We start from the raw sequence: 24,845 nt of genomic DNA on the forward strand, positions 1-24,845 counted from the left end.
ATGTAATCCTCCTCATTGTAAAAGCGAAAGAGAAGTGGGGAAGCCCCGTTCTCTTTCGCGGTTCATGTTTGTCTGATCTGGTTATTTCCGGTTAGCTACTTTATCCCATTCCTTATCAAGCTGATCTAGGTAAGCTTTAATATCTTTCTTTTGTAAGAAGGATTGGTTAATGGTATCCACTTTCATCGCACTTGGAATGTAGTGGTCAGCAAAGTCAGCCAAGTTGCCTGCGGTAAACGCTTCTTTGAAGCCATCCATCGTTGGATCATCTTGTGTTACACCTTGTACAGCTGGGAATGCTTTTTGCTCATTAATGTATAGGCTAACATTCTCAGGTTGAAGCAGGAAATCTACGAATTTCTTAGCTTCTTCTTTATGTTTAGTGTTCTTGGAAATCGTCAGCAACGTATCTACGCCAGAAATGACTTTGTTATCTGCAGCATCATTTGTTGCTGGGAATGGGAATACGCCAAGTTCAATGGATGGATTGGCTTTCACGATTTCCGGGATTGCCCATACGCCTTGCAGGTACATTGCGGATTCACCTTTAGCGAATGCTGTGTTTCCGTCATTGTAACCTTTACCAAAAATATCTTTTTGTCCGTATTCCGTCAGCTTAAGCAGCTTTTCAGCAACCTCGTTAAAGCTGTCTGCGAAGGTTACAGTGCCTGCTGCACGCTCCTTGAAGAAATCATTCCCTTTAATGATCGTCGCAAGGGAGTTGAACGGTGTAAGTGTTGTCCATGAATCCTTCAGTGTCAGGTAGAAAGCATTCTGACCGTTATCTTTGAATTTTTGAGCGACAGCCATGAACTCATCCCAAGTAGTTGGAACAGTCACACCGGCTTCAGCGAACATCGCTTTATTGTAAATAACACCACTTGCGTTTGAAGAGAATGGAAGACCATTCAGTTCGTCCGAACCCGTCAGGTCTTTCAGCATTTGAAGATATGCTGGCTGGATATTCTCAGCGAGTGGATCGCCTGTGAAATCTTCAAAAAGACCGCTGCCAGATAACGTCTTGTAGGTGTCAGTTGCTCCGATCCCTACCACGTCAGGAATATCTTTCTTCGCTGCACGAGTTTTCAATACCGTTTCAGCATCTGGCGGGTTAACCTGTGTGACAACAATATTTGGATTGGCTTCATTGAATTTCGCAACCAGCTTGTCGAAGGTGGCTTTGGCTTCGGTTTTATTTTGGAAAAACTCGACTTTTACCTTTTCACCGGAGGAGGCATTTCCACCACTATTTGCGCTGTTGTCAGCCGCATTGCTACCACAGGCACTAAGCACGGACATGGCCACTAAGCTAACCACTACGGGTTTGATTGTTTTTTTCATGATAAATCCTCCTAATAATTTGTTGGTATTATGAACATGTAAGAGATTAAACATGTACGTAAATGAAAACTAATTGATATTCTGCTACTTTAAGGCTGCGGATATGCATGAACCGATAAAGAGTAAACGTTTACGTAAAAGGGGTAAAAAGACTCAGGTAAGTGACCTTACCGTTTGTCTTTCCACGATGGAGTGATCGACAATTTTGCTTTCTACAGTCTCACCTGTTTCAATCATATGAATAAGTTTCTCTACGGCGATCTTACCAATATCATACAGCGGTTGACGAACTGTAGTTAACGGAGGAATGATCATTTTCGCCATTCCAAGATCGTCATAACCCATAATGGATATATCCTCGGGAACACTTAAACCATATTTGATGACAGTGGAGAGGGCACCTATCGCCATTTCATCACTAGCGGCAAAGACGGCGGTGACATCAGGGGCTTGCTCCAAGAGCGTTTCCATTGCAATGCTCCCGCTTTCATACAGAAAGTCTCCAAAGGTGAGATACCGATTGTCGAAAGGAATTCCATTCGCTTCAAGCGCTTTACGATATCCCTCGGCTCTGGGTGCACCAGCGATAGCATCGCTTGGATTTCCGCTGATCATGGCGATTTTGCTATGACCTTTGGATATTAAGTAGAGAGTAGCATCATAAGCAGCTTGAAAATCGTCTACTTTCACGTATGGCACACTGGCAAACTCCGTTTGGGAAGAAACCAACACTACTGGGATCTTCATCGTTTCTAGCACATCATAATACTCTTTCTTCAAAACCTCACTAGCGTAAATAATGCCATCGACCTGCTTCTCCCTTAGGAGTTGTAAGTACTTTAACGTTCGTTTACCATCCTGGTCGGTATTACAGACCATTACACTGTAATTGCGGTCATTGGCCAATTCCTCAATGCCTTTAAGCAGATCGGAGGAGAAAGCTCCAGATACACTCGGAAACATTACACCTATGGTCTGCGTACGCTTATTGATAAGGCCACGAGCAATTGCGTTAGGTTGATAGCCAAGTTCTTTGATAGCCTCATTTACCTTTTGTTTCGTCTTGTCGGAGTACCCACTTAAGTTGTTTAGCACGCGAGAGACTGTCGCAATGGAAACGTTCGCTTTTTGTGCAACATCTTTAATTGTTGGGTTCATTTCATACGTGCTCCTTAAATTACGGTTAGCCTTAGATTAAACGTTTACGCTTTGAAAAATGAAAGAAGGTAAAGTGAATTACGTAAACGCTTACCCTGAATATAAATCCTGGCAGGTATACTTGTCAACTCCACTTAAAAAATTTGTGGACCCTAAGAACTATGAAAGAGAATTAATTTTTAATAGAATGAAACCGATTTAATTACCAATAATTTCTTTTAAAACGAAGATAGAGTGCTGAAATGCAGTAAAAGCATGATATTAAGGACCGTGTACATCTAGAATTGACAAAAGAATATTAGAGGGCTACCATTTAGAGAGTAAACGCTTACGTAAAAATCGAATTTGCATGTTCAACTTGTGTTTAAATGTTCGATCGGATAAGGAGCTGCACACATGAATATTTATCTCGAAATTCCGGATGTGGATAAGCACTTTCCCTTTAGAAGTTTACTTTGTGGAGGGGATACGCTGTGCTATCCGCATTGGCATAAAGAAATTGAAATTATCTATGTAACTAAAGGAAGTCTAAATCTGGGAATTAACGATACCCCTATTCACATGGAGCAGGGTGAGGTTCAGTTCATCAATGGTGGGGATGTGCATTATTTTCTTGCCTCACCTGAGAGCGAACGGGTTGTGATCCAATTTGATCTTAACTTGTTTCAGGAAGTCGCAGCTTTGAGCGGAAATGACTACTCGCTTCGTGAGGTTTTTACGCTTATGGAGCATTCTAGTTCAAAATGGCCTGAGGGAACCGCCGAGAAGATCAAAGAGCTCATTGAGAGTATATACGAGGAAGACGTACAGCGGAGAGAGGGGTACGCCTACTTAATCAAAGCTAGATTGTTTGAATTACTGACCGTTATTTTGCGGGAGGTTCCGAAGAGTACAATCAATAAACAGCCTAAGTTCTCGGAAGATACACTGAATCAGTCCAGAGAGACGCTGGAGCGATTAGAGCGGATTTTTATTTATGTGGAGCAGCACTATCAGGAGGCCATTACACTGAACGAGGTAGCTAATTATATGGGCTTTAGTCCTTATTATTTTACCAAGCTATTTAAGAAGAATACCGGCATGACCTTTATAGCCTTCTTAAATGAATATCGGCTTAACAAAGCCAAATGGATATTGATCAATGATGATTTGCCGATGTCAGCAGTGGCGGAAGCCGCCGGGTTTGGAAGCGTAAAGACCTTCCATCATTTTTTTAAAGAAGCAACGGGGATATCCCCACTTAAATACCATAAGACAATATTCGGGAATAAAAGAGCAAGAATGCAGGAAGAAAGCAGGTCCCGGGCTTTGTATGATAGAGATATCAAAACAGGAACAAGTGGAGGTTAGAATATAAATGACATTAACAATAGGAATTATCGGCTGCGGAGGCATTGCGAACGGTAAACATATGCCAGCGTTAAAAAAAGTAGAAGGTGCGAGAATGGTTGCTTTTTGCGATATCGTTCCTGAGCGTGCGGAGAAGGCAAAAGCGGAGTTTGGGGATGAGAATTCTGCGGTTTACACAGATTATAAAGAACTGCTTAAAGATGCAAGTATAGATGTGATTCATGTATGTACACCGAATATTTCTCATGCTGAGATTTCCATTGCGGCTATGGAGGCAGGTAAGCATGTAATGTGCGAAAAGCCAATGGCTAAGACTACAGCAGAAGCGCAAGCCATGATCGATGCCTCAGAGCGAACTGGGAAAAAGCTAACTATCGGTTATCAGAACCGTTTCAGACCAGATTCAGCTTATCTGCATACGGTATGCGAGAATAATGGTCTTGGAGAGATTTATTATGCTAAAGCTAAGGCGATCCGTCGTCGCGCTGTTCCAACATGGGGCGTGTTTTTAGATGAGGAAGCACAAGGCGGAGGTCCATTGATTGATATCGGTACGCATGCCCTCGATTTGACCCTTTGGATGATGGATAACTACAAACCTAAATATGTTGTGGGTAACGCTTATCATAAGCTGTCCGGTCGTAAAAACGCTGCGAATGCTTGGGGGCCGTGGGATCCTGAGAAATTTACAGTTGAGGATTCCGCGATTGGATTCATTACGATGGAGAATGGCGCTAGTATTGTTCTCGAAGCAAGCTGGGCGCTGAATACCCTCGATGTTGGTGAAGCCAAGACGGTGCTTTGCGGTACTGAAGGTGGAGCGGATATGGAGAACGGTCTGCGTATTAACGGAGAAGAATACGGCAAGACATTCGAGAAGCATATTAGCCTAGAAGCTGGTGGCGTTGACTTTTATGATGGCGCAGGAGATGATCCTGCGGTGACGGAGGCTACTCAGTGGATCGACAGCATCGTCAATGACACCGAGCCTGTAGTGAAGCCAGAGCAGGCGCTCGTTGTTACCCGCATCTTAGAGGCTATTTATAAATCCTCTGAGACTGGCATGCCTGTATTTTTTGACTAATTTGAATAATCAATAAAGATTAACGACATAGATAACTATGAACTAGGAGTGTGTCCAAAGTGACCAGAGTAACGGTATGGAATGAATTCCGCCATGAACGGCAGGAAGAGAGAATTCTCAAGGTCTATCCGCAAGGGATTCACGGACAATTGGCAAGCTTCCTTCAGGAAGCCGGATTGGACGCTCAGACAGCTACGCTGGATGAACCGGAGCATGGACTGACACAAGAAGTGCTGGATAACACGGATGTACTGATTTGGTGGGGGCATGTCGCCCATCAAGAAGTTAGTGATGAGATTGTAAACCGCGTTCACCAAAGAGTGCTGCAAGGTATGGGGCTAGTGGTGCTTCATTCGGGTCATATGTCCAAAATATTCATGAAGCTGATGGGCACTAGCTGCGATCTAAAGTGGCGTGAAGCAGGGGAGAAAGAGCGTCTTTGGGTTATGGACCCAAGTCACCCGATTGCTGAGGGCATTGGCGAATATATCGATTTGGAGCAAGAGGAAATGTACGGAGCACATTTTGATGTGCCAGCACCGGAGAGTCTTATTTTTGTCGGCTGGTTTGAAGGCGGCAATGTGTTCCCAAGCGGATCGACCTATCGCCGTGGGAACGGGAAGATCTTTTATTTCCAACCCGGTCATGAATCTTATCCAACCTACTACAACAAAGAAATCCAAAGAGTCATCATCAATGGCGTGAACTGGTGTGCACCAACGAAGCGTGATTATCCAGTTTACGGACATTCTGAAGCTTTGGAGCCAATCAAAGAAAAGGTGGTATTATAAATGAAATTAGGCGTATTTGATCCTGTATTTGGAAGTTTAACTCTCGATGAGATGCTTGATAAAATCGCTGCTGCTGGTTTGAATGCGGTAGAGATCGGTTCAGGAGGCAATCCCGGAAATGCCCACTGCCCAACAGATGAGCTGCTTGCCAGCGAATCAGCACGTAAGGAATATCTGGAGAAGTTCACGAAACGTGGCATTATGATCAGTGCTTTCAGTTGCCATAATAACCCGATTTCGCCGGATAAAGAAGAAGCTCGTGAAGGCGACGAAATTTTGCGTAAGTCGATCAAGCTAGCTTCACTAATGGGCGTTAAGGTAGTGAACACTTTCTCGGGAACCGCGGGAGACAGCGACGAGGCAAAAGCACCGAACTGGCCAGTTACCCCTTGGCCTACCGTGTACAGCGACATCAAAACCTGGCAGTGGGAGCATAAACTGATCCCTTACTGGAAAGAAATCGGTAAGCTGGCAGAGGAGCATGGTGTTAAGATCGGTATCGAGCTTCATGGTGGATTCCTCTGCCATACTCCTTACACGATTCTGAAGCTTAGAGAAGCAACTTGTGATGCGATCGGCGCGAATCTAGACCCGAGCCATCTGTGGTGGCAAGGCATCGATCCTGTCGGCGCGATCAAGATTCTTGGTAAAGCTGGCGCGATCCATCATTTCCATGCTAAGGATACGTACCTGGATCAGGACAATATTAATATGTATGGTCTGACGGATATGCAGCCTTACGGCGATGTGCAGACCCGCGCATGGACCTTCCGTTCCGTTGGCTGTGGACACAGTATATCTGAATGGTCAGATATCATGAGTGCGCTGCGTACTTATGGCTATGATTATGTGGTCAGCATCGAGCATGAAGACCCACTTATGACAGTAGACGAAGGCTTCCATCGTGCAGTAACCAATTTGCAATCCATTCTTATTCGCGATCAACCACAAGGTATGTGGTGGGCGTAAGGATAGTTTAAGAACGAGAGGTCTTGATTCTCTAGTTTCTGTAGAGGATCATGGCCTTTTTTTTTGCGTGTTTATGTGGATATGGATAAGAGTAATTTTCTACGTTCCATAGGAAAGAATAGCAAGGGAGAAGGTTCTGAGATGAATGAAGGAGAGACAACAATGCTACTAGAGGTTATTGCTACAACATTAAGTGATGCAGTGCTGGCCGAGCAATACGGTGCTGACCGGATTGAATTGATCACTGGGATCAGTGAAGGAGGATTGACGCCCAGTCTGGGGCTAATAGAAAAAGTACGCGACAGCGTTTCGATCCCGGTTAGAGTAATGGTTAGACCTCACGCAAGGTCTTTCTATTATGATAAGGATGATATAGAAACCATGGCGCGGGATATTCAGCATATTGCATATATCGGTGGATTAGCTATCGTAATGGGCATGCTGGGCCAGGAGGGGTCCATTGATGAGGAGTCCCTTCAGAGGCTGCTTCATGTTGCAAAAGATCTAGAGGTGACGTTCCATCGTGCCTTTGATGAAGTGAGGGATCAATTTGAGGCGTTAGAAATATTGACGCGTTATCCTCAAATTACTGACATTCTAACATCGGGTGCTCAGACTACAGCGCCTAGAGGTGCGGAACGCATTGCTGCGTTGGAGCAGCGTACTTCGGGGCGAACTATCTCCATTTTGGCGGGGAGTGGGTTAACAGTGGAAGGGATAAGCAATTTTATACAACAAACAGGTGTGCATCGGGTGCATTTTGGTTCAGCAATTAGAGAAGATGGTGATGCGCTGAAGCCGATAGACCCTCTTCGTTTTCAGGCAGTTCGAAACCTTCTGGATCAAAGAAAAGGTGACTAGCCATACCGATCATTATTGATTCCTTCCCTCGATAGGCTTGTTAGCAGATTTCGGTTTAATTTGCGTTAATTGGATGGTATTATGAAATCGGAATATTAAAATTGTGAATGCTGATCTAGCATTAGTTGTCTAAACATGAAATACTGAGCATATACAATACAGAGCCGATCTTTGGTTATCCAAAGGTCGGCTTTTTTTAATGTGCGTTCACGTGGTTACAGTATTGCAATCTCTGCGTCAAATGCAGGGGGACGAGTTGAAAAGAATAGGTACAGGCTGGTATGCAACTAATTTGAAATGATTTCGTCTTTATATATGGAGGTGGAGAAAATTGGGATTTTTTGTTTCGAGTAGCTGGTTTCAATCTTCATTACAGCGGAACATAAAGCTGATGCTTGTGTTTGGGCTTCTGTTCGCTGCATGTTTTACAGGTGTGGGAAAGGCGGAAGCTGCTGCTGGATCCGATCTGATTATCGTGAACAAAAAAACAAACAAACTCGCGTATTTCAGTGAGGGTAAGCTGGTAAAGATCTTTCCAGTCGCGACAGGGAAGTCGAAGGAACTGACACCCGAAGGCAGTTTCAAAATGGTAGTTAAAGTAAAGAACAGACCCTATTACAAAGAGAAAATACCCGGGGGTGATCCGGCCAATCCACTTGGCGACCGCTGGCTAGGACTAGAAGTGAACGGAACGTATGGTACCACGTATGCGATTCACGGCAACAATAATGAGTCCTCCATAGGAAAGTATGTTAGCGCCGGATGTATTCGAATGCATAATGATGACATCCACTGGCTTTACCCAAAAATAGCTAAGAATACAAGGGTTATCATCACAACAAGCACACTGGCGATGGAGAACATTGCGACTAAAAATGGATATTCCGTAGGAAGTAAGACGTTTGCTGGAGCTTTTGAGATGGATGGAGTCACGACAAAGCTGAAAGATCCTTTTTTAATGGATAACTCGCGTGTATTTGTTCCGCTGAGAGAATCTGTAGCCCTGTTAGGTGGAAGTTTACAGAGTGAAGCTGGAACGGGTGCGTTGCTAATTACGATAGGCAATCGTACGGTGTCACATAAGCCGTTATCCGGTCAGGCTGTTGTGAATGGAAAAACACTTACGATGCCAGCATCCCGCAATGAAAATGGTCGATTGATGATTCCACTTAGCACCTTGCCTGAATTATTTGGTATTCAGGTGCAGTGGAGCTCGGAGTCTCAGTCGGTAAAGATTAATTTATAACTGTTCTTGAACTTTTATTTCTAAGCTGTGTTGTTATATACTGTACTCATTAAACAAATTCGGACAATGACGGAGGGCCACCGACTGATGAATAACTAACACGTTTCCTAGAAGTAGACCACTTAAGCTTGTGAAGTGCATATGCACAAGTCACGGAGCACCCATGCAGGGTGATAACGGTCAGGGATACGTGTGTCGGTCGGGAACCTTACGTTGCTTTTATATGAATAGAACGATCTATGGTTTAGTTTACTCTGCTTGTGCAGGTGATCACGGCCGTGGTCTATTCATGTTATGGCATATTCCCCCCAACATACGCTATTAGACCGCAGACCGCTGGCTGCGGTTTTTTATTTTGTAATACAATCGGAGGAATGGAATATGACCCTAATAAAAGCGAAGAACTTACGTAAAGAATGGAACGGGAACCTGTTATTTGAGAAGGTGTCCTTTGAGATTGCAGAAGGAGAGCGTGTGCTCTTGTTCGGTCGTAATGGAATCGGCAAAACCACACTGCTTAAGGGATTGATCGGTCGCCTCACTTTTGAGGAGGGAAGTATCTATCATGGCTTGCCACGCGAGGAATGGGGAGTGCTGGATCAGCAGCTAGAGATATCAGAAGAAGTAACCGCATTGGATTATGTTCTCTCCGGGTCGGCTGAGCTCCCCCAATTGAAGCGCCGGCTTGAATCCCTCAGTCAGAGGCTACAGGAGCAGAACGACGAGAGCGAAGCGGGATTGGCAGAATACGCCGAAGTATACGATCAATACTTGCAGCTTGATGGGTATGACTGGGAGGCTAAAGCGGAAAAATGTCTGAAGCAGCTCAAGCTTGATCGTTCGGTTTGGAATTTGCCATACCCATCGCTAAGCGGAGGGCAAAAGACACGTGTCCAACTGGCAGCATTACTAGCCCAGCAGCCGAAGCTGTTGATTCTGGATGAGCCGACGAATCACTTAGATGGAGAAACGATGGAATGGTTGGAACATTGGGTGTACACCTACCCCGGAACTGTGCTTTATGTTTCGCATGATCGTACGTTCATCGATCGAACGGCAACGGCTTTGCTGGAGCTTAGTCCAGAGGGATGTCGTCGGTATTCGGGTGGATATACTCAGTATCGGGAGCAGAAGGCGGTAGAGGCGCGAACGCTAGAGGGACAATATAAGAAGCAAGAACAGGAAAAGGAGAAGCTGCTTGAGAGTATCCGGAGATATGCCGAATGGTTCCAGCAGGCACACCGTGCTGCCGGCCAGCATGATTTTCTGCGTGCGAAATCTAAGAAAAATGTGTCTCGTCTTCATGCCAAAGAAGCGGCACTCGAACGCTTAAATAAGAACCGTGTGGAATTGCCGCGGGAGACAAGCAAGCTGAAGATGAAGCTGGAAAGTGAAGCGTTTATGGCTGACACTTTGCTGTCACTCCGTGAGATCGATTTTGCATATAAAGGTAGTGCGCCTGTATTAACAGATTGTAGTTTGTCATTGCATCGAGGAGACCGTCTCGCTATTCTGGGTCCTAATGGGGTTGGTAAGTCTTCTTTGTTGAAGCTGATTGCTGGGATTCATAAACCCACCAAAGGCGAAGTGCAGCTGCATCCGCGTACGAAGATTGGCTACTATGCGCAAGAGCTGGACAATTTAGCGGTGTCATCCACCATCCTGGATAGTTTGCTTGAACTACCCGGTATGACACAGACGGAGGCGCGAACGATTCTGGGTTGTTTTTTATTTTCACGGGAGGATGTCTTTAAACGAATCGGTGATTTAAGTCTGGGAGAGAAATGTCGTGTAGCCTTCCTTAAATTGTACTTTGGAAAAGCTAATCTATTGGTTCTGGATGAACCCACTAATTATCTGGACATTGACACTAGAGAGCGTGTAGAAGAAGCGCTAAGGGGATATCCGGGGGGACTTGTGATGGTCTCGCATGACCGATATCTTCACGCTAAAGTAGCTAATCGTTTGGTAATCCTAGCACCGACTCAGGCACCGAAGTTTTTTCAAGGCTCCTATGAGGAATACATCTCCAAAGATAGAAGCCGTGTGCTTACCCGTAAAGAACAAGCTCGGGAGGATGATCTTGCTCTTCTGGAGCTGCGTCTGAATCAATTGATTCAGAGCGGAAGTAGGGATACGGAGGCGGAGAATGAGGCGTTAATGGCGGAAATTGTTAATCTGAGGACACAGATCCAGGAAATAGGGATTAAGGGAGAAGTTACATCATCATAGGGAAGAAGCGACAGAACCTAGCTCAGGATAGAATGTATCTTGGGCTGGGTTGTTTTTCTAATATTTCGATAGGAGTCATCGCAGGCAAGGTGTATAATTGGATGAATATGGATGTTTTGTTGCGGCGAGGAGATCTGGAAAGGACGGTTATGTAATGATAAAACTGGGTTCTTTTATTGTGGAATTGTTTCGATTGTGCGTATTGCTTGTGTTGACCTTATTTATTTTAGGCGGAGTAGAAAGATTGGTTTATCAATCTATTTTTGGTCAGCCCTTGTATAACTGGAGTATGGGGCTTGGAAATCTATTGATATTTTTTATGCTGTATCGGAATCATTTTCAGTTTAAAGGATGGTATAAATCAGAAAAAAATGTAAAACTACCGATCCTCACCACGAGAGTCATTACTGTTATTTCCCTAGGACTTATCATCCTGCCGATTGGGCTCAGCCTGAGCCTATGAGGATTAGAAATTTGAATGGAATCGGGGATATGATCAGGAAGCGATACATAGAATAATTGAATGAATAAAGTAAAGCATAGAGAGCGGGGCCCTGATATGGATAACAATGAAGTTGAGCGTTTGGAACAGGAGGATTTCATAGGCTTTTGGAAAAGAGTTCTCGCTACTATTCTTGATCTCCTTATCATTCTGATACCTGCGGTTATTGTATACTGGATATTCAATTCATTAGCTGTATCCTTGCATTCGGAAATTCCCATCATCCTTGAATATATTTTCTTCGTCGTGTTTGATATTTTTATGATCGTTAGATTTGGCGGATCGCCTGGAAAGCTGGTTTTAAAGATAAAAATTGTCAATCAGCAAGGGAATATTCCCACGTTGAAGGAAGCTTTAATTCGAAATATTTTCCGAATCATTAGTACGATTTTTTCAATGATTGTTGGCGTAAGCCTCTACGATCTTACTGTGATTTCCACCACGCTTAATTTATGGGCACCTTTGGCTACTGACCTTAGTAAAATACTTGGCCCCATCATGCTTGTAGATTATCTATTCGTTGCATTTACTCCCCGTAAACGGGCGCTTCACGATATGATGGCTGGTACTTATGTTGTTGATAAATCTGCAATTTAAAGGATGCTTTCAAAAGCATTCTTTTTTAAATATTAAGTGTTTTACCGTTAAATAATTTACTATTAAATATTTTAGTGTTAAAATACATGTAGAAGTAGCCAATGATTATGAATATCTAAGGAGGATGTCTTGGAAAACCCAGATATTTTTAGACTTATACATGCCGTTGAATTATTCACGAATGAAATTATTGTTCGATGGATGAATGCTTTTGACCACAATATTGGGATATCACCTGTTCTCGTCTTGGGAGAATTGAATAAAAAGGGTCCCCAGAAGCAAACTACTTTGGCTAAGAAGCTAGGTTATACGCCGGGAGCGATGACGAACATTGCCAATCGCTTAATTAAGCAGGAAATGGCCGAGCGCAAATATAACGAGGATGATCGCCGAAATGTACTGCTCTCTATCACGGACAAAGGTAAAGATGTACTGAAGGAAGCACAGCTAAAAGGGCAGGAGCTCCGAGTTGAAATGTTTCAGAAGCTCGATGAGGAAGAACTGCATCAATTCTTGAAAATCTATGAGAAGTTGTTAACGAGCTTTGATAGCTCTGAAACATAAATGAAGTCATCTAAGAATCTTAATCACATTATAAAGGGGTATGAATATGGGAAGAGTTCAAGGTAAGGTTGCACTAGTAACTGGAGGCGCTTCGGGTATTGGCTTATCAGCCGCTACTTTATTGGCTAGAGAAGGAGCTAAAGTTGTCATCGCCGATTTTAATGTAGAGGCTGCTAAAGAAGCAGCGGCTAAGATTAAAAGTGAGGGTGGAGTGGCGGAAGGTCTTTTCTTGGATGCATCCCAAGCGGATTCGATTAAGGAAGCCGTTGATTTCACAGTTGCTCAGTATGGCACAATTACAGTTTTATTCAACAACGTAGGTCTAACTAATCTGCAAAAAGACCTAGATGTCGTCAACATAGATTTGGAAGAATGGGATCGCCTGATGAACGTGAACACCAAAAGTGTTCTGTTAGGCAGCCGGTTTGCCATTCCACATATGATTAAAGCGGGCGGGGGCTCCATCATTAACACAGCTTCCATGTCAGCATTTGCAGGAGATTCATTGCGTACGGCATATGGCTCCTCTAAGGCAGCTGTTGTGAACCTAACTCGTTACATCGCCACACAATATGGCAAGGATAAGATTCGTTGTAACGGAGTGGCTCCAGGCCTGATCCTAACACCTGCGGCTGCAAGAAATATGCCGCCAGCTGTTCTGGATATTTTCCAGAAGTTCAACGCTCTGCCTTATCATGGTGAAGCAGATGACATCGGAAACACAGTGTTGTTCCTGGCATCGGATGAATCTAAATTCATTACTGGCCAAACGATTGAAGTAGAGGGTGGTCACTATATGTCCAACCCAAGCATTACGGACTTCCAGAATTACATGATGGAAGCTAAATCTAAATAAAATCATGCGTAAATAAAAATCCGGTCCATGCTCGTATTTATCGAGAGGGACCGGATTTTTGTATGCATAAATGAGTTAGCTTACCTCTAGTACGGCTTTCATAAAGGTCTTTAGGGCGGAGGACTTTGCTCCTTCAATCCATTTCTTCAAAACATCCGTCTGACCATTCATGTACCATCCGAGTTTTTCCTTCAACTCTTGTTCAAAGTTACTAGGCTGTTTTGTTCGTTCGGTCATTAGCTGTTTAACCATTTGTGGCCAACGATACCCATTAAGACCAAAGCTGTGTTCTGGGTAACGTTCAGCAAGTGTTAAGACAGAAGAGAGTGACTCGCCTGCGTATAATTCTGCTGCCAAATAGCTGCCAATAAAACGATGGCTGTTATCATGCTCTAAGGCGATAGCAAATTGTTCCCGAGCTTCTTTAAGCTTGCCTTGATGCAAGAGTGCTGTCGCGTTAATAGAGCGTACATAACTGTTTAATTCGATGGAGTTTAACTCGTTGTAGAGGGAATGAAATTCGTTATATGATTTCCAGTCCTTATGATCAAAATAATACTGCGTCAATGTGAAGGCATAATTAGAATAAGGATGTAACTGTATGAGCTTTTGGAGTGAAGGAATCGCCCGATCTTCTAATGAGTCATCCTTCGTGATGGATGATTTGGCGAGCAACAGCTTTACAAGCATATGCAGGGCATGAGCATCCTGTGGATCATCCAAGACATTTTGTTGGTACATTTCAAGGGCTTGCTCTGGGTTCTTATAAAGCAATAGTCTATCAGCCGTGGTCAGTTCTCGTTCCTTGAGATAGAAGAAAGGAAGATTTCCGACGGTGTCTTCGTTTAACCTGTAGCCATTACTGCGGGTAATCAGGCGTCCATCCGCATCAAATGCCTCGATATTCCAAGAAAAGCGTGCTTCCGGATTCATGAACACGAGAAAAGAAAGAGGATCAATCGATTCAAAGCCCTCTCCGCCGCTGCCGTAGGAGAAACCACTGTTGTAATAGAGTTCATCTACTGGAATGGAGACTTGATTATCTGTAATATAGTCCCGAATCTGCGAACTGAAGGAGCTTCCCACCGTCGATACCCCTCCGCTTAAGCGATAGTAAGCCGCACCTTTAACAGCCTTCCAGCGAAAATCTACAGACTGACCTATTATCGTCTCTTGATTAATAGGAGACTGAAGCTCTAGCAGAGGTTGTAGAACAATGCTCTCATTCAACCTATCATCCGGTTTAACTTCAATCCAATCGTCATACTGTACAGGCCAAGTCCAGCCGTCGATCTGATCATAGCTAAGTCCAAGCTGGAATTGATAGAAGCCCGGAATCACACCGTGGAATTCGAAACGCCCTTTATCGTCGGTAACGACTCGGTACGGTTCAGCCTCAGTAATGCTATGATGAACCTCGCTTTCAGCACGGAGAAAAATACCTGCACGTGAGACCGGCAAACCATCGCTACGAGTCAGTGTTCCGGATACGACAGCTGTAGAGGTACTTCCCATATCTACAGCTGACTGAATGGCGGATTTTAGCGCTTCAAGCTGCATTTCGGTTTCTGAAGTACCTATCTCTGGCGCTGAACTTGATGATGGACCTGCTGTATGAATATCCTGCCAGAATTTTTTGTAGCTTGCTAAGCCATTGTCTACTTCGGCAAGAGCTTCCAGCGCTTCTCCTTTCGTGAAGAGCACGCGTCCAGTAAGCCATGCTTTTTGTGCATTTAAATCTTCCTGATTCTCGGATGGAAATGTGGTTTGTTCAAGAATAGCTTCAGCGGTTATTATATCCCCACGATTCAGGGCACGTTCTGCACGAAGGAGAGCTAGCTTTTTTGCCACGCTAGAATTGCTGTCTAACTGTTTTGCAGCGGTGTATAGCGCTTGATCTCCGTCGTCCCTACGACCAAGAGCATCATATTCATAGACAAGCAGCTTAGCCGCAAATATCCGTGTATTATTCGCTGGTCCATCTAGGATGTATTCCTCTAACAAAGCGATTTTATCCTCCGGTAGCAAATCGGAAATACTCGGTTCATCCTGATTCCACTGACTCATAGAGGGACCAATATTTACGTCGTATCTATAGGGATCGTAGCCGTGCTCCTTATCGATGATATTGGTTTGAATAAGCTCCATACGTTTACTGCCAGTTGTAGACTCTAGCTTTTGCAGCAGTTCTGTACGGGCCAGGTTAGATTGGATAGCTGGGCTTTCCTCCATTTGCGCCTTTGAGGAGGGCAGAAAGTTAAATAGAAGAATGAGCAGGGAGGCCGGGAGTAGCACGAATGACACCAGATGTTTGACCTTGATTTTAATTCGCATGTTTCTTCACCGCCTGCTCATAGATATCTTTCCAGTACGTATTGCCTCCGGCCTCAATGAGTTCCCGGTTTTTTTGCTGCTGGACGCCTTGTTGTGGATGGTGTTTAACCTCTGGTTGATGCAGGGTCAGTGTAACGACTAGAATAATGGCGCCGATCGCGCCTATAGGTTTGACAGGGATCTCAATTTCCTTATTCCAGAATGCTAAGAGGCGGGCTCCAAAGGTTGGAGGGTGGGTCATTTTGAGGACGCGTTCGTGTCCTTCAAAGTGTATGGATTGTAGTTCTTCGTCTAGTAATTGCTTGATAGCTTCGCGTTCCGTATTCTCCGTGTTCATTAGAAATGTCCCTCCTTCTCCAAAATCTTTTTTAAGAGCGTCCGTCCTCTAGCGAGCCGGGATTTAATCGTATTCTCAGGGGTATTTAATTGCTCGGAAATTTCTCGGATGCTCATCTCATGAAAGTAATATAATGTCAGACATTCTCGGTATACATAATCGAGAGTCCTCATGGACTCAGCGAGTCTGATATTGTGCCATTCCACCATAAAAAGCTCTTCCGCTCCAGCAGTGAAGCCTGCATCATCGCTTCCTTGAAGCTCTGACCCGCCCGAAGGGAAAATATTACGCCAGCTCCAAGTCCGTTGCTTCATACGGCAGCGGTTAACTACGATGCGAATGAGCCAAGCCTTTAACCGTTCCGGGTCCTGCAGCTGACTCATTTTGGCATAGGCTTGAATAAAAGTATCTTGCACCGCCTCTTCGGCACTGTGCCGATCTTTGAGCAGCAAGCAAGCGGTTCGGAGCAGCATATCGCCGTAATCGTCCATTAACAGGCGGAGAGCTGACTCATCCTTTGCTTTGATTCTCTCTATAATATTCAGATGAAGCTCCCCTCCCTTTACTAATAAGATGCGGCTTGGAGGATTAAGGTTGCGTTTGTGTGGAATATTTTTACTTAGGGGGAGTATTTCCTGAGATGATGATCCGAGACGACGTTCCCGAGACGACGTCCTATGAGCTTCCCGAGATGTTCCCTCATTGCAGTTTGTGCAATAGAATCTATCCTGAAGTGAGCGGAAATCAATTCTGTTGTACTTTGTACATTCAAAATAGTTAAGAAACGCCTAGTTAGGGGGTTTTTATGAATTCTATTGCACGTTCTGCAATGAAATGCCCTGATAGTGCGCATTAATCCGTAATTTATTGATGTTCCGCAGATTTGGGTAAATGATAGATATGTCCGGTTCCATTTTTACAATCGGCTTTAAGCGAATTTACTAAGGAGATGTCATCATGTCAGCACAGATTAAATTTTTAGCAGCCACTATTTTGCTCACAGGGATGATTGGATTAGCCGGATGCAGCTCGAACAATGAACAAGCAAATTCAGCTACCCCAACCACAGCACCTACTGAAACTGCCGTAACAGCAACCTCTGAACCGGAAGTCAGCCCATCAACCACACCTACGGAAACAGCATCAGCAGCGACCACTTCCCCTACGGAGACTAATAAAAATGCAGCCGACGCTAATCCGCAATATAGCGCTGAACAGCTTAAAGAACTACTTGTACTTGCCAAAAAAGGAAAGGTGCCCGGTGTTGAATATGCTGCACATACCGGTCTTATTGATGAGGTAGAAGCGGACTGGGGTAAGCCTGATCAACAAGAGTCAGCTGGAAAAGGTATTTATGCTACTTACACTGACAAACATGTTGTATTTGGATTTAACAAAGGGAGCCTGATCTTCGATGTTCGTTCCAGTGATGCTGCACTGCAAAAGCTGACACTGAAACAAATCGAGGGAACACTTGGCAAACCGGATGACACCACAACAAATGGTGACGATAAGATTTACACCTATCAAGCCAATGACCAATACCAGCTGAAATTTATTATTCCAAGCTCAACCGGCACAGTAGATCATATTTCTGTGTTTAGTGAACAGGATTCCTTTAACAATATGGCTGGGTAAAACCAGCAATGGGTGCATAGAGCAATCATACAGAGAAATCTGTAGGTTGCTCTTTTTGTATGTTTTCTCTTTGTTCTGGAGTACGCCTTGGACGGACTGATATAATGTAATCAATGAGCGGATTCGGGGGAAAGTGAGGTTCTATCATGCAACTGGAATTAAACGAAAGCGAATATAAAGTGACCACAGATGGGATAACGATAGAATTATTTCCAAAGGAATTTACGCTTTTTCAGTTCTTGTACAAAAATAGAGGACGTACGTTCAGTCGAGAACAGTTGCTGGATAAGGTCTGGCCCTTGGAATATCCGGTAGAGCGAACGGTAGATGATCATATTTATCGGCTTCGTAAAAAGCTAGGGAAGCTACAAGACTTAGATATTAAGACTGTTCGGGGATTCGGCTATAGCCTGACGATGAAGGATTCCTCTGCCGCCATGGCTAATCCGACTACATATGACCTGGAAATGCAAAAGACGATGCGGGAAGTATTCGTAAAATATCATCAATACGGCCAAGGCCGATCCATGTTAACCTTAGCGCGACAACAGGATGTTTTGGGTTATGAAATGGATCCGTTCTATTCGATCTATATTCATTTTGTACAGGGAGATTTGGAATGGCTTCTGAACACGGAGGAAGTTGAGATAGAAGAGCGATTCTATTCGCTGTTAATATGTTATATGTTTTTGGGTGATCCAAAGCAGAAACTGGAGTTCTGCGAGCTAGTCCTTGAGAAAAAGATTCTTTTGCCGCCCCAGCATGTTGAAATGGAGATCCTTAATATTCTGGATTTATACACGCTGGCCGGGCAGCCGGAAAAAGCATTAGAACGATTAAAGCTGACGCATGAAGTGATTAAAGAGCCAGGGTATGAGAACTTCATTCCTGTAACGGCAATTTCTGAAATGCTCGTACACTTGTGGATGGGAACAGAAGATCAGGAATTAGAACGGATGGCGAAAGACATTGAAGCGCTTTTGCAGGAGAAGCCTTTTTTGCGGGAGATCGGCAGTTATAAAGTTGCAAGAGGCCTGTGTTTTCTACGGCGCAAGTCTTGGCGTGAAGCAGAGCAGTTATTGGATGAGGCACTTCAGGTGCTTGAAATGTCAGGATTCGTGCCGATGCAGATATATGCATTATACAGAATTGTTCACTATTGTAACGAGTTTTCTCCACAGTCAGCTTTACATCGGAAATATGCAGATTTATTTGAACGAGAGAAGGAAGAACGGGGATTCCATCGTTTGGAGCAATCCTTGGAAACCGTGCTTATGAATATCGTGACAGCTCTCTGATAATTCTCTGACAATTCTCCAGTACATTAAGGTCATGCTTCATATGTTCTTAATCGTAACTTGGAGGAATGTCCGATGAATGCTTCATCACAAGCAGGAACGAGTCTGCTAAAAAACAAAGTGTATATGCGTGTATACAGCGCATTCGCGACAGCTACTTTTGGGGATTGGTTCGATGCGCTGGCGATTCAGGTACTCGTAGGATACCGTTGGCAAGCTAGTCCGCTAATGCTGGCTTTGATTCCAGTCTCTATAGCTTTACCTGGGATTCTGCTTGGCTCCGTGGCAGGAGTAGCGGCTGACCGACTGAATAAGCTAAAGCTAATGCGGATGTGTGATCTACTTACGGCATTGTTAACAGTACTAGTACTTTTCGCTCCCAGTATGGTGTGGTTGCTCCCATTACTGATGCTGCGAGCTGCTATTTCTACCTTAAACGTACCTGCCCAGCAGTCAATGACTCGCAGTTTGGTTAGAGAGGATCAGCTTCTGCAAGCGACTTCACTGAATGGAATTGTAAATCAAGGCTCCAAAATCGCTGGACCGTTACTAGGAGGTTTCGCATTGTCAGTGCTAACACCACAATGGTGTATATTGATCAATGCTTGTCTCAGAGGTTGCTCGTACCTGCTTCTACTGACCGTTAAGAATAATGAGGTAGGACAAGTCAGCTCAGATCAGGGCGATAAAGAGGAACAGGTTCCCCTTCGTACGATGTGGAAGGAAGGCTGGGGCTTTATACTGCGCAGCAGACTGCTGCTAAACAGTATGCTGTTTGGTTTAATCGGTGCGTTAGCTATTCAAATGATCGACTTCCAGTTTACAAGTCTATTCAGAATTATTGCACCTGCTGAGGAATCTATGCTGGGCTGGCTTGTCGCGGCAACTGGCGTGGGTGCTATATTCATGATCATGGTCATGAACAAAATGAACCGGGGAACAGGCTACGGCTGGAAGCTAGGAACGGGTTATGCACTCATTGGCGTATCGGTCGGAGGGCTTGGTCTGCTTCAGCCAGGCGTCACAAGCCTTCCTGTATTGCTGTTAGGATTCGTACTGGGTCTCGGAAACGGAATGTTTATGATTACCTTCAATTATTGTTTGCAAAAAGAAACTCCCCCGCATATGACAGGGCGTGTGTTCGGTATTCAGAGTACGATTCTTAGCGGTGTGATGATTGGCGCTCCACTCCTTGGTGGTATGCTGGTTCAGGCCGCTGGGCCTAGCCGGATCTTTTTTAACTTTGGTATCGTAATTGCTCTGATTGGTGTGCTGGGCATCGCATTCGGACGCGTGCTGTGGCCTAAGGAGAAGGAGATGACGGATAGCATAGTGGAGCAATCGGCGAAGGTTAAAGTGATGGAAACTTAAGGCTGCTGATTTATTCAGAAAAAAGCTTGCAGAAGTCTGAGTGGAGGTCAGGCTAACTAGCCAGACTAGAAAGCTTGAGTAGCACAGACTACCTAGCGAGGATACCTAGCATTTAGTTGCAGAATCTGCAATTAAATGCTGTTCCATCGTTCAGAGCGAACGTTAGTTGTATTTAGTGCAGCTATAATTTGATTTTTTCTCCATTTGGGTAGAAATGATGGTTTTTAGATGTACGAATTACACTTAGTTGCTCAGCAGAGCTCTTTTTACGATTAATAGTTGTATAGAGTGCAATTAAGAGACTTTTCTAGCTCGCTAGGATTGATTCTTGCCCGTGAGGGCTTTTTTTATTTTATTGTATGGAGGAGTTTAGATAGAACACGAGAAATTATAAAGATAGAAGGAGGGAAACGAATGGCTACTTATATTTATATGGTTAGGCATGGAGAATCACCCAAGCTGCCCGGAGGAACTGAGAGAACACGTGGATTAACAGCGAAGGGGGAGGAGGATGCCCGCAAGATAACGGAGAAGTTACGTCCCGAAGGAATTCAAGTTTTCTATTCAAGTCCATATCTTCGGGCGATACATACGATTTCTGGATTGGCGCAGGAGGTAGGTGCAGAGATTCAGGGTGTTGAAGACCTCCGAGAAATCCATTTTCCTGACGGAAATAAGATCATGCCTGACCAGGAGTTATACCCATTACTGACAACAATGTTTGCTGATCCGGATTTTGTTCCGGTTGGTGGGGAATCCATTCATACGTGTCAGAAACGATCTGTTAACGTGTTGCAAGAAATACTGAATAAACACCGTGGTCAAAAGGTTGCGATTGGCACTCACGGTGCAGTCATGACACTAATGATGAATTATTTTGACACCAAATATGATCTGAATTTTCTGCTTCAAACCACTAAGCCGGATGTTTATAAAATGGAGTTCGCCGGCAGAACGCTAATGGGCGTGGAGAGGTTATGAACTCCCAAATTGGGATAAAGCTGTGATTATTCATAAGGATGGCCTGGCATTAGCCGTTAGCTAGGGGCCATCCTTTTGTCTATCTACAAGCTATAAAATCGCCTAGTATTCGCAATCAGTATTTCTTCCGCTTGGCCAGTGGTGTAGCCATGGAGCGCTCCCCAAGCGGCGGCGACGTCTAGAATCATAGATGGATGAGTGATTTTTCCCGTAAAATGTCCTTCAAACGGCCAAGGGCCATCGGTTTCCGCCATGACAAGCTGAGGAGGGTAGCGGCGGGCAAGCTCCTGAATCTCCGGCTCGTATAGGATATCAGGGGTGAAAGAAATATAGCAGCCGTTGTTGATCATGCGGACAATGGCTTCTTCGGGTCCCTTAAACCAGTGGAAGTGGGCACGCTTTATAACATGCTTCTCTAGTAGATCGCAGGCAATCAGCGCATCCTCATAAACAGCGTGCAAGACCACTGGTTTATCTATACGGGCGGCAAGTCCGAGTAACTGATCAAGAAGCTGAATATAAGGCTCCATATCAAAGGCTTCGCCGCGCTCCAGTGCCTCAGCACGCGAATAATAAGGCAGTCCGATTTCACCCACAGCGATGAAATCCTCCCGATCTTGACGCTCAATCCATTCCAGCAGATTGGAAAACTCAGTTTCCTGCGGTAGTGGTTGCTCCGGATGAAAGCCATAAGCGGGGTGTACCACTCCGGGATAGGTAACGGCAAGCTTTTGGGTACGGAAGCAAGAGTTTAAATTCATAGAGACAGCAATCAAGGCTTCGATCCCTAAGGTAGGCAGCTCACTTAACATTTGTTCTGAAACCTCAGGATCATATTGCTCTAAATGGATATGGGCATCAATCATAGCTGCTTACCCACTACATAAGAGGCATACTCCTCATGAGGCTCAAAGCGAATGGATTCAGGTTCCATTCCAGTCTTTCCCGATTTGTAGTCAAAGGTTAGTGTGCCAATGCTCTCCAGAAATCCAATATAAACATTGGTTTCAGCCTTCAGCCTGCCTTCTTCCACCATGTAGTAAGTAACAGCACCAATACCCGCTTCTTCGCCAAGATTGTCATCCTCTCCACGATCTGGATACCGCATAGTAACCATAGATGGAGTTGAACCTTTAACCTGAATTTGTATGAGGGCATCGCCTTTTTCATTGAAAATTTTTGAAGTAACCAATGCGGAGACCGCTTCATCTGCGGAAGGTATATTCATTTCTTTCCACTGGTTAGGTTTAATCACGTGAAGCTCTTGCATAGACATGCCCGTTCCTGTACCGAGCCACAGTATGACAACAACTTCTTCCTGCCCATCCTGATCTATATCGGCATAATGAATCTCAGGAGTGTAACCTAGCAATCTTGGTGCTTCCCAATTAAACGTATGCTTATTGCCGTTCACCTCTACAACAAATCCCTCGTAGGTATCTCCATTTTTAAGGGCAGTATACAGCTTAACTTGGTCATTTTCTGTAGCAATAGCGAGAGGTTCGTTGGGGGTTCTTACGGTCGTACTAACATCTCCAGATGTAATTGATATTTCAGTTTGCGAGGCATTCAGCTTCACTTCTGCTCCGGAGAGGCTGCTTAATGCGTCAGCAGGAATATATAAATTGCCGTTTCGTAGAATCGCAGGTCCCCCCAGCGTATTTTGATATTCGTCACCTTGCATATATTCATTGCCCGGCTTCAGTACATAACTACTGCTTCCGTCAGAGATGGTTAAGGTTTTCGTAGCACTATCCCATCGTTGTTCAGAAGAATAGTACTCCATGAGTACTTTTGCAGGTACATAGACCTTATCACCTGAGAAAAAAGGTGGGAGAGATGGAAGAACTGTTTCTCCATCAACGATTAGCTTCAGGGGTGCTTCAGTTGTTTGTGTTTGGTTAATTGCTATTGATGTATCCATATCTATAGATGCCGATGTTCCGCATCCGGCTAAAAAGAGCATGCTAGCTCCGATTACGATGATTTTATTCATAATTACCTCCGAGGATTAAGTCCAGTCCTCATAAGTATAGATTAAATCAGCGCGTAGTAGGTCACTTTCTGTAAACAAAGCAGATACAAGCTTGTTACGTTTGCTAATGATTTAAAAACTCGGTCCGATCAACTTGTGATTTCGGGTCTACTGTTAGACTTTTGCTATAGCGGATCTCCCCGATAGAACAACCCGGCCCGATGATGATATCTTCCCCGCAGACGAGATCGGCTGTTGTTCGGTATAAAATGATGCTAGTTCCTTCAATCGTTTCGCAAGTAAGCTTCCGGAAGTAGGGGATTAGCGCATTCATTAGTTTCAAAGAAGGCTTAATAGTAATTGTTCCGCTAGATTTCATGACCTCAATTGTGCTTCTGTTTCCTAAACGTAGCTCAATCGATGAGCCAGCAGTTAATCTATGGATCTTCACAGCACCTTCGGCATAAAAGGTTTCGACTGCAACATTTTGTGCTGCGGAGAAGTATCCTGACGATTGCAGTCTATTGGCTTGGAGTTGTTGTACACGGAGTCCTCCCAGATTTATAACCTGCTCGGCCCTGCAATGACCTCCAATCGAACAATCACCAGATACTTTTAGCTTCACGGTAGTTACATTCTTCTGAGCACTTAAATGTCCAACAACATCGACAGTATCCGCACGAATATCCTCTTGGAGGATTAATGAACCTCTCACCTTCAGCGGTGGACCGATCATTTCATTACGTTCAAAAGTATCACTAGCATGGGGCATTTTATAGGGAGCCGCCTTTCAAATTATATTTTAATGATTAAAATATATATCCATTATAATATATAGTCAATATAACATTTCGGAGTTATAAGCATAAAAAAACTGCCGTCAGTTTCCTGACAGGCAGTTATATAAACATTAGTTCATCATTTTATCCATTAACTCATTGATTTGTTCTAAGGTTCCTGAGATTTTATCCAACTCCGAGGTAGGAAAGGCTTCGAAGATATGGAGAATCCGCTGATGTCCTTGTTCTGTAAGGACTATGTTGACGACTCTGCGATCTTCCTTCGTCCGCACACGTTCGATAAGACCGGCATCTTCCAGCTTATCACACATCGAGGAAGCGGCTCCCGGTGTAATAATAAATCGTTCGGAGATGTCAGTAATGTTCAAGCTTCCAATAAGTCTGAGCTGGAACAGCAGTAGGATCTGATTGTGAGTCAGTGTCTCCTGCTTGGTGATCATATCAATGAAGAACTGGGATTTCTGCTGCACATTTGCCATAGATTCCATAACCTTATGGATAGCGTATTGTTTATCTTGCTCTGTGCTCATAGCCACGCTCCAATTTACTTTAGTTTCTAA

General features: G+C 44.2%; 24 protein-coding genes. 15 read left to right on the forward strand and 9 right to left on the reverse strand.

Annotated elements, in window-relative coordinates; genetic code table 11:
• Positions 1–81 precede the first annotated feature (81 nt).
• A complete protein-coding gene (locus NSU15_RS05375) occupies positions 82–1,341 on the reverse strand; it encodes an extracellular solute-binding protein (RefSeq protein WP_339289479.1) in 1,260 nt (419 codons plus the stop codon).
• 153 nt (positions 1,342–1,494) lie between these two features.
• A complete protein-coding gene (locus NSU15_RS05380; RefSeq protein ID WP_042124684.1) occupies positions 1,495–2,499 on the reverse strand; it encodes a substrate-binding domain-containing protein in 1,005 nt (334 codons plus the stop codon).
• A 396-nt stretch (positions 2,500–2,895) separates the two neighbouring features.
• Between NSU15_RS05380 and NSU15_RS05385 the strand changes: the two genes are divergently transcribed.
• The 11 genes from NSU15_RS05385 to NSU15_RS05435 all read left to right on the forward strand — a co-directional run bounded on the left by NSU15_RS05385 (position 2,896) and on the right by NSU15_RS05435 (position 13,551).
• A complete protein-coding gene (locus tag NSU15_RS05385) occupies positions 2,896–3,849 on the forward strand; it encodes an AraC family transcriptional regulator (RefSeq protein ID WP_339289481.1) in 954 nt (317 codons plus the stop codon).
• A gap of 7 nt (positions 3,850–3,856) precedes the next feature.
• Positions 3,857–4,933 (forward strand): Gfo/Idh/MocA family oxidoreductase, encoded by a 1,077-nt coding sequence (locus NSU15_RS05390; RefSeq protein ID WP_339289482.1) that lies wholly within the window; start codon positions 3,857–3,859, stop codon positions 4,931–4,933.
• A 59-nt stretch (positions 4,934–4,992) separates the two neighbouring features.
• Entirely contained in the window at positions 4,993–5,724 is a 732-nt protein-coding gene (locus NSU15_RS05395; protein WP_042124690.1) for a ThuA domain-containing protein, read from the forward strand.
• Positions 5,725–6,693 (forward strand): sugar phosphate isomerase/epimerase, encoded by a 969-nt coding sequence (locus NSU15_RS05400; RefSeq protein ID WP_042124692.1) that lies wholly within the window; start codon positions 5,725–5,727, stop codon positions 6,691–6,693.
• A 141-nt stretch (positions 6,694–6,834) separates the two neighbouring features.
• Positions 6,835–7,554 (forward strand): copper homeostasis protein CutC, encoded by a 720-nt coding sequence (locus NSU15_RS05405; RefSeq protein ID WP_339289483.1) that lies wholly within the window; start codon positions 6,835–6,837, stop codon positions 7,552–7,554.
• A gap of 331 nt (positions 7,555–7,885) precedes the next feature.
• Positions 7,886–8,800 (forward strand): L,D-transpeptidase family protein, encoded by a 915-nt coding sequence (locus tag NSU15_RS05410; RefSeq protein ID WP_339289485.1) that lies wholly within the window; start codon positions 7,886–7,888, stop codon positions 8,798–8,800.
• A gap of 381 nt (positions 8,801–9,181) precedes the next feature.
• Positions 9,182–11,032 (forward strand): ABC-F family ATP-binding cassette domain-containing protein, encoded by a 1,851-nt coding sequence (locus NSU15_RS05415; RefSeq protein ID WP_339289486.1) that lies wholly within the window; start codon positions 9,182–9,184, stop codon positions 11,030–11,032.
• A gap of 154 nt (positions 11,033–11,186) precedes the next feature.
• A complete protein-coding gene (locus tag NSU15_RS05420) occupies positions 11,187–11,495 on the forward strand; it encodes a hypothetical protein (protein ID WP_339289487.1) in 309 nt (102 codons plus the stop codon).
• A 60-nt stretch (positions 11,496–11,555) separates the two neighbouring features.
• Positions 11,556–12,131: an RDD family protein gene (locus NSU15_RS05425; protein ID WP_339289488.1), complete on the forward strand. Its 576-nt coding sequence runs from the start codon at positions 11,556–11,558 to the stop codon at positions 12,129–12,131.
• 129 nt (positions 12,132–12,260) lie between these two features.
• Positions 12,261–12,695 (forward strand): MarR family transcriptional regulator, encoded by a 435-nt coding sequence (locus NSU15_RS05430; protein WP_339289489.1) that lies wholly within the window; start codon positions 12,261–12,263, stop codon positions 12,693–12,695.
• A 46-nt stretch (positions 12,696–12,741) separates the two neighbouring features.
• Positions 12,742–13,551: an SDR family NAD(P)-dependent oxidoreductase gene (locus NSU15_RS05435; RefSeq protein ID WP_339289490.1), complete on the forward strand. Its 810-nt coding sequence runs from the start codon at positions 12,742–12,744 to the stop codon at positions 13,549–13,551.
• A gap of 75 nt (positions 13,552–13,626) precedes the next feature.
• Here the strand turns inward: NSU15_RS05435 and NSU15_RS05440 are convergent, their stop codons facing one another.
• Genes NSU15_RS05440 through NSU15_RS05450 form a run of 3 tightly spaced genes read right to left on the reverse strand, consistent with a single transcriptional unit; the run spans position 13,627 to position 16,833 of the window.
• Positions 13,627–15,885, reverse strand: a complete 2,259-nt coding sequence (locus NSU15_RS05440) for a carboxypeptidase-like regulatory domain-containing protein (protein WP_339289491.1) — start codon at positions 15,883–15,885, stop codon at positions 13,627–13,629.
• Positions 15,875–16,222, reverse strand: a complete 348-nt coding sequence (locus NSU15_RS05445) for a hypothetical protein (protein ID WP_339289493.1) — start codon at positions 16,220–16,222, stop codon at positions 15,875–15,877. Before NSU15_RS05445 ends, NSU15_RS05440 begins: the two co-directional genes overlap by 11 nt.
• Positions 16,222–16,833, reverse strand: coding sequence for a sigma-70 family RNA polymerase sigma factor (locus NSU15_RS05450; protein WP_339291253.1), 612 nt, complete (start codon positions 16,831–16,833; stop codon positions 16,222–16,224). The genes NSU15_RS05445 and NSU15_RS05450 overlap by 1 nt, the downstream gene beginning before the upstream one ends.
• Positions 16,834–17,179: 346 nt before the next feature.
• On the opposite strand from NSU15_RS05450, the gene NSU15_RS05455 reads away from it, so the two are divergent.
• From NSU15_RS05455 to NSU15_RS05470, 4 genes are all read left to right on the forward strand, one after another.
• Positions 17,180–17,860, forward strand: a complete 681-nt coding sequence (locus NSU15_RS05455; RefSeq protein ID WP_339289494.1) for a YjgB family protein — start codon at positions 17,180–17,182, stop codon at positions 17,858–17,860.
• A gap of 146 nt (positions 17,861–18,006) precedes the next feature.
• On the forward strand, positions 18,007–19,158 hold the full coding sequence (locus NSU15_RS05460; RefSeq protein ID WP_339289496.1) for a winged helix-turn-helix domain-containing protein: 1,152 nt from the start codon (positions 18,007–18,009) through the stop codon (positions 19,156–19,158).
• 75 nt (positions 19,159–19,233) lie between these two features.
• Positions 19,234–20,529 (forward strand): MFS transporter, encoded by a 1,296-nt coding sequence (locus NSU15_RS05465; RefSeq protein WP_076117905.1) that lies wholly within the window; start codon positions 19,234–19,236, stop codon positions 20,527–20,529.
• 414 nt (positions 20,530–20,943) lie between these two features.
• Complete coding sequence (locus NSU15_RS05470) at positions 20,944–21,510, forward strand: histidine phosphatase family protein (protein ID WP_339289497.1); 567 nt, start codon at positions 20,944–20,946, stop codon at positions 21,508–21,510.
• A gap of 83 nt (positions 21,511–21,593) precedes the next feature.
• On the opposite strand, the gene NSU15_RS05475 is transcribed toward NSU15_RS05470, so the two are convergent.
• The 4 genes from NSU15_RS05475 to NSU15_RS05490 all read right to left on the reverse strand — a co-directional run bounded on the left by NSU15_RS05475 (position 21,594) and on the right by NSU15_RS05490 (position 24,815).
• On the reverse strand, positions 21,594–22,376 hold the full coding sequence (locus NSU15_RS05475; RefSeq protein WP_339289499.1) for a TatD family hydrolase: 783 nt from the start codon (positions 22,374–22,376) through the stop codon (positions 21,594–21,596).
• Positions 22,373–23,506, reverse strand: a complete 1,134-nt coding sequence (locus NSU15_RS05480; RefSeq protein ID WP_339289500.1) for a copper amine oxidase N-terminal domain-containing protein — start codon at positions 23,504–23,506, stop codon at positions 22,373–22,375. Before NSU15_RS05480 ends, NSU15_RS05475 begins: the two co-directional genes overlap by 4 nt.
• A 103-nt stretch (positions 23,507–23,609) precedes the next feature.
• Positions 23,610–24,257, reverse strand: a complete 648-nt coding sequence (locus NSU15_RS05485; protein WP_076117897.1) for a hypothetical protein — start codon at positions 24,255–24,257, stop codon at positions 23,610–23,612.
• Positions 24,258–24,395: 138 nt separating this feature from the next.
• Positions 24,396–24,815, reverse strand: coding sequence for a MarR family transcriptional regulator (locus NSU15_RS05490; RefSeq protein ID WP_042124717.1), 420 nt, complete (start codon positions 24,813–24,815; stop codon positions 24,396–24,398).
• Positions 24,816–24,845: the final 30 nt, after the last annotated feature.

It is taken from the genome of Paenibacillus sp. FSL E2-0201, from assembly GCF_037963325.1.
Lineage (GTDB): Bacteria > Bacillota > Bacilli > Paenibacillales > Paenibacillaceae > Paenibacillus_AQ.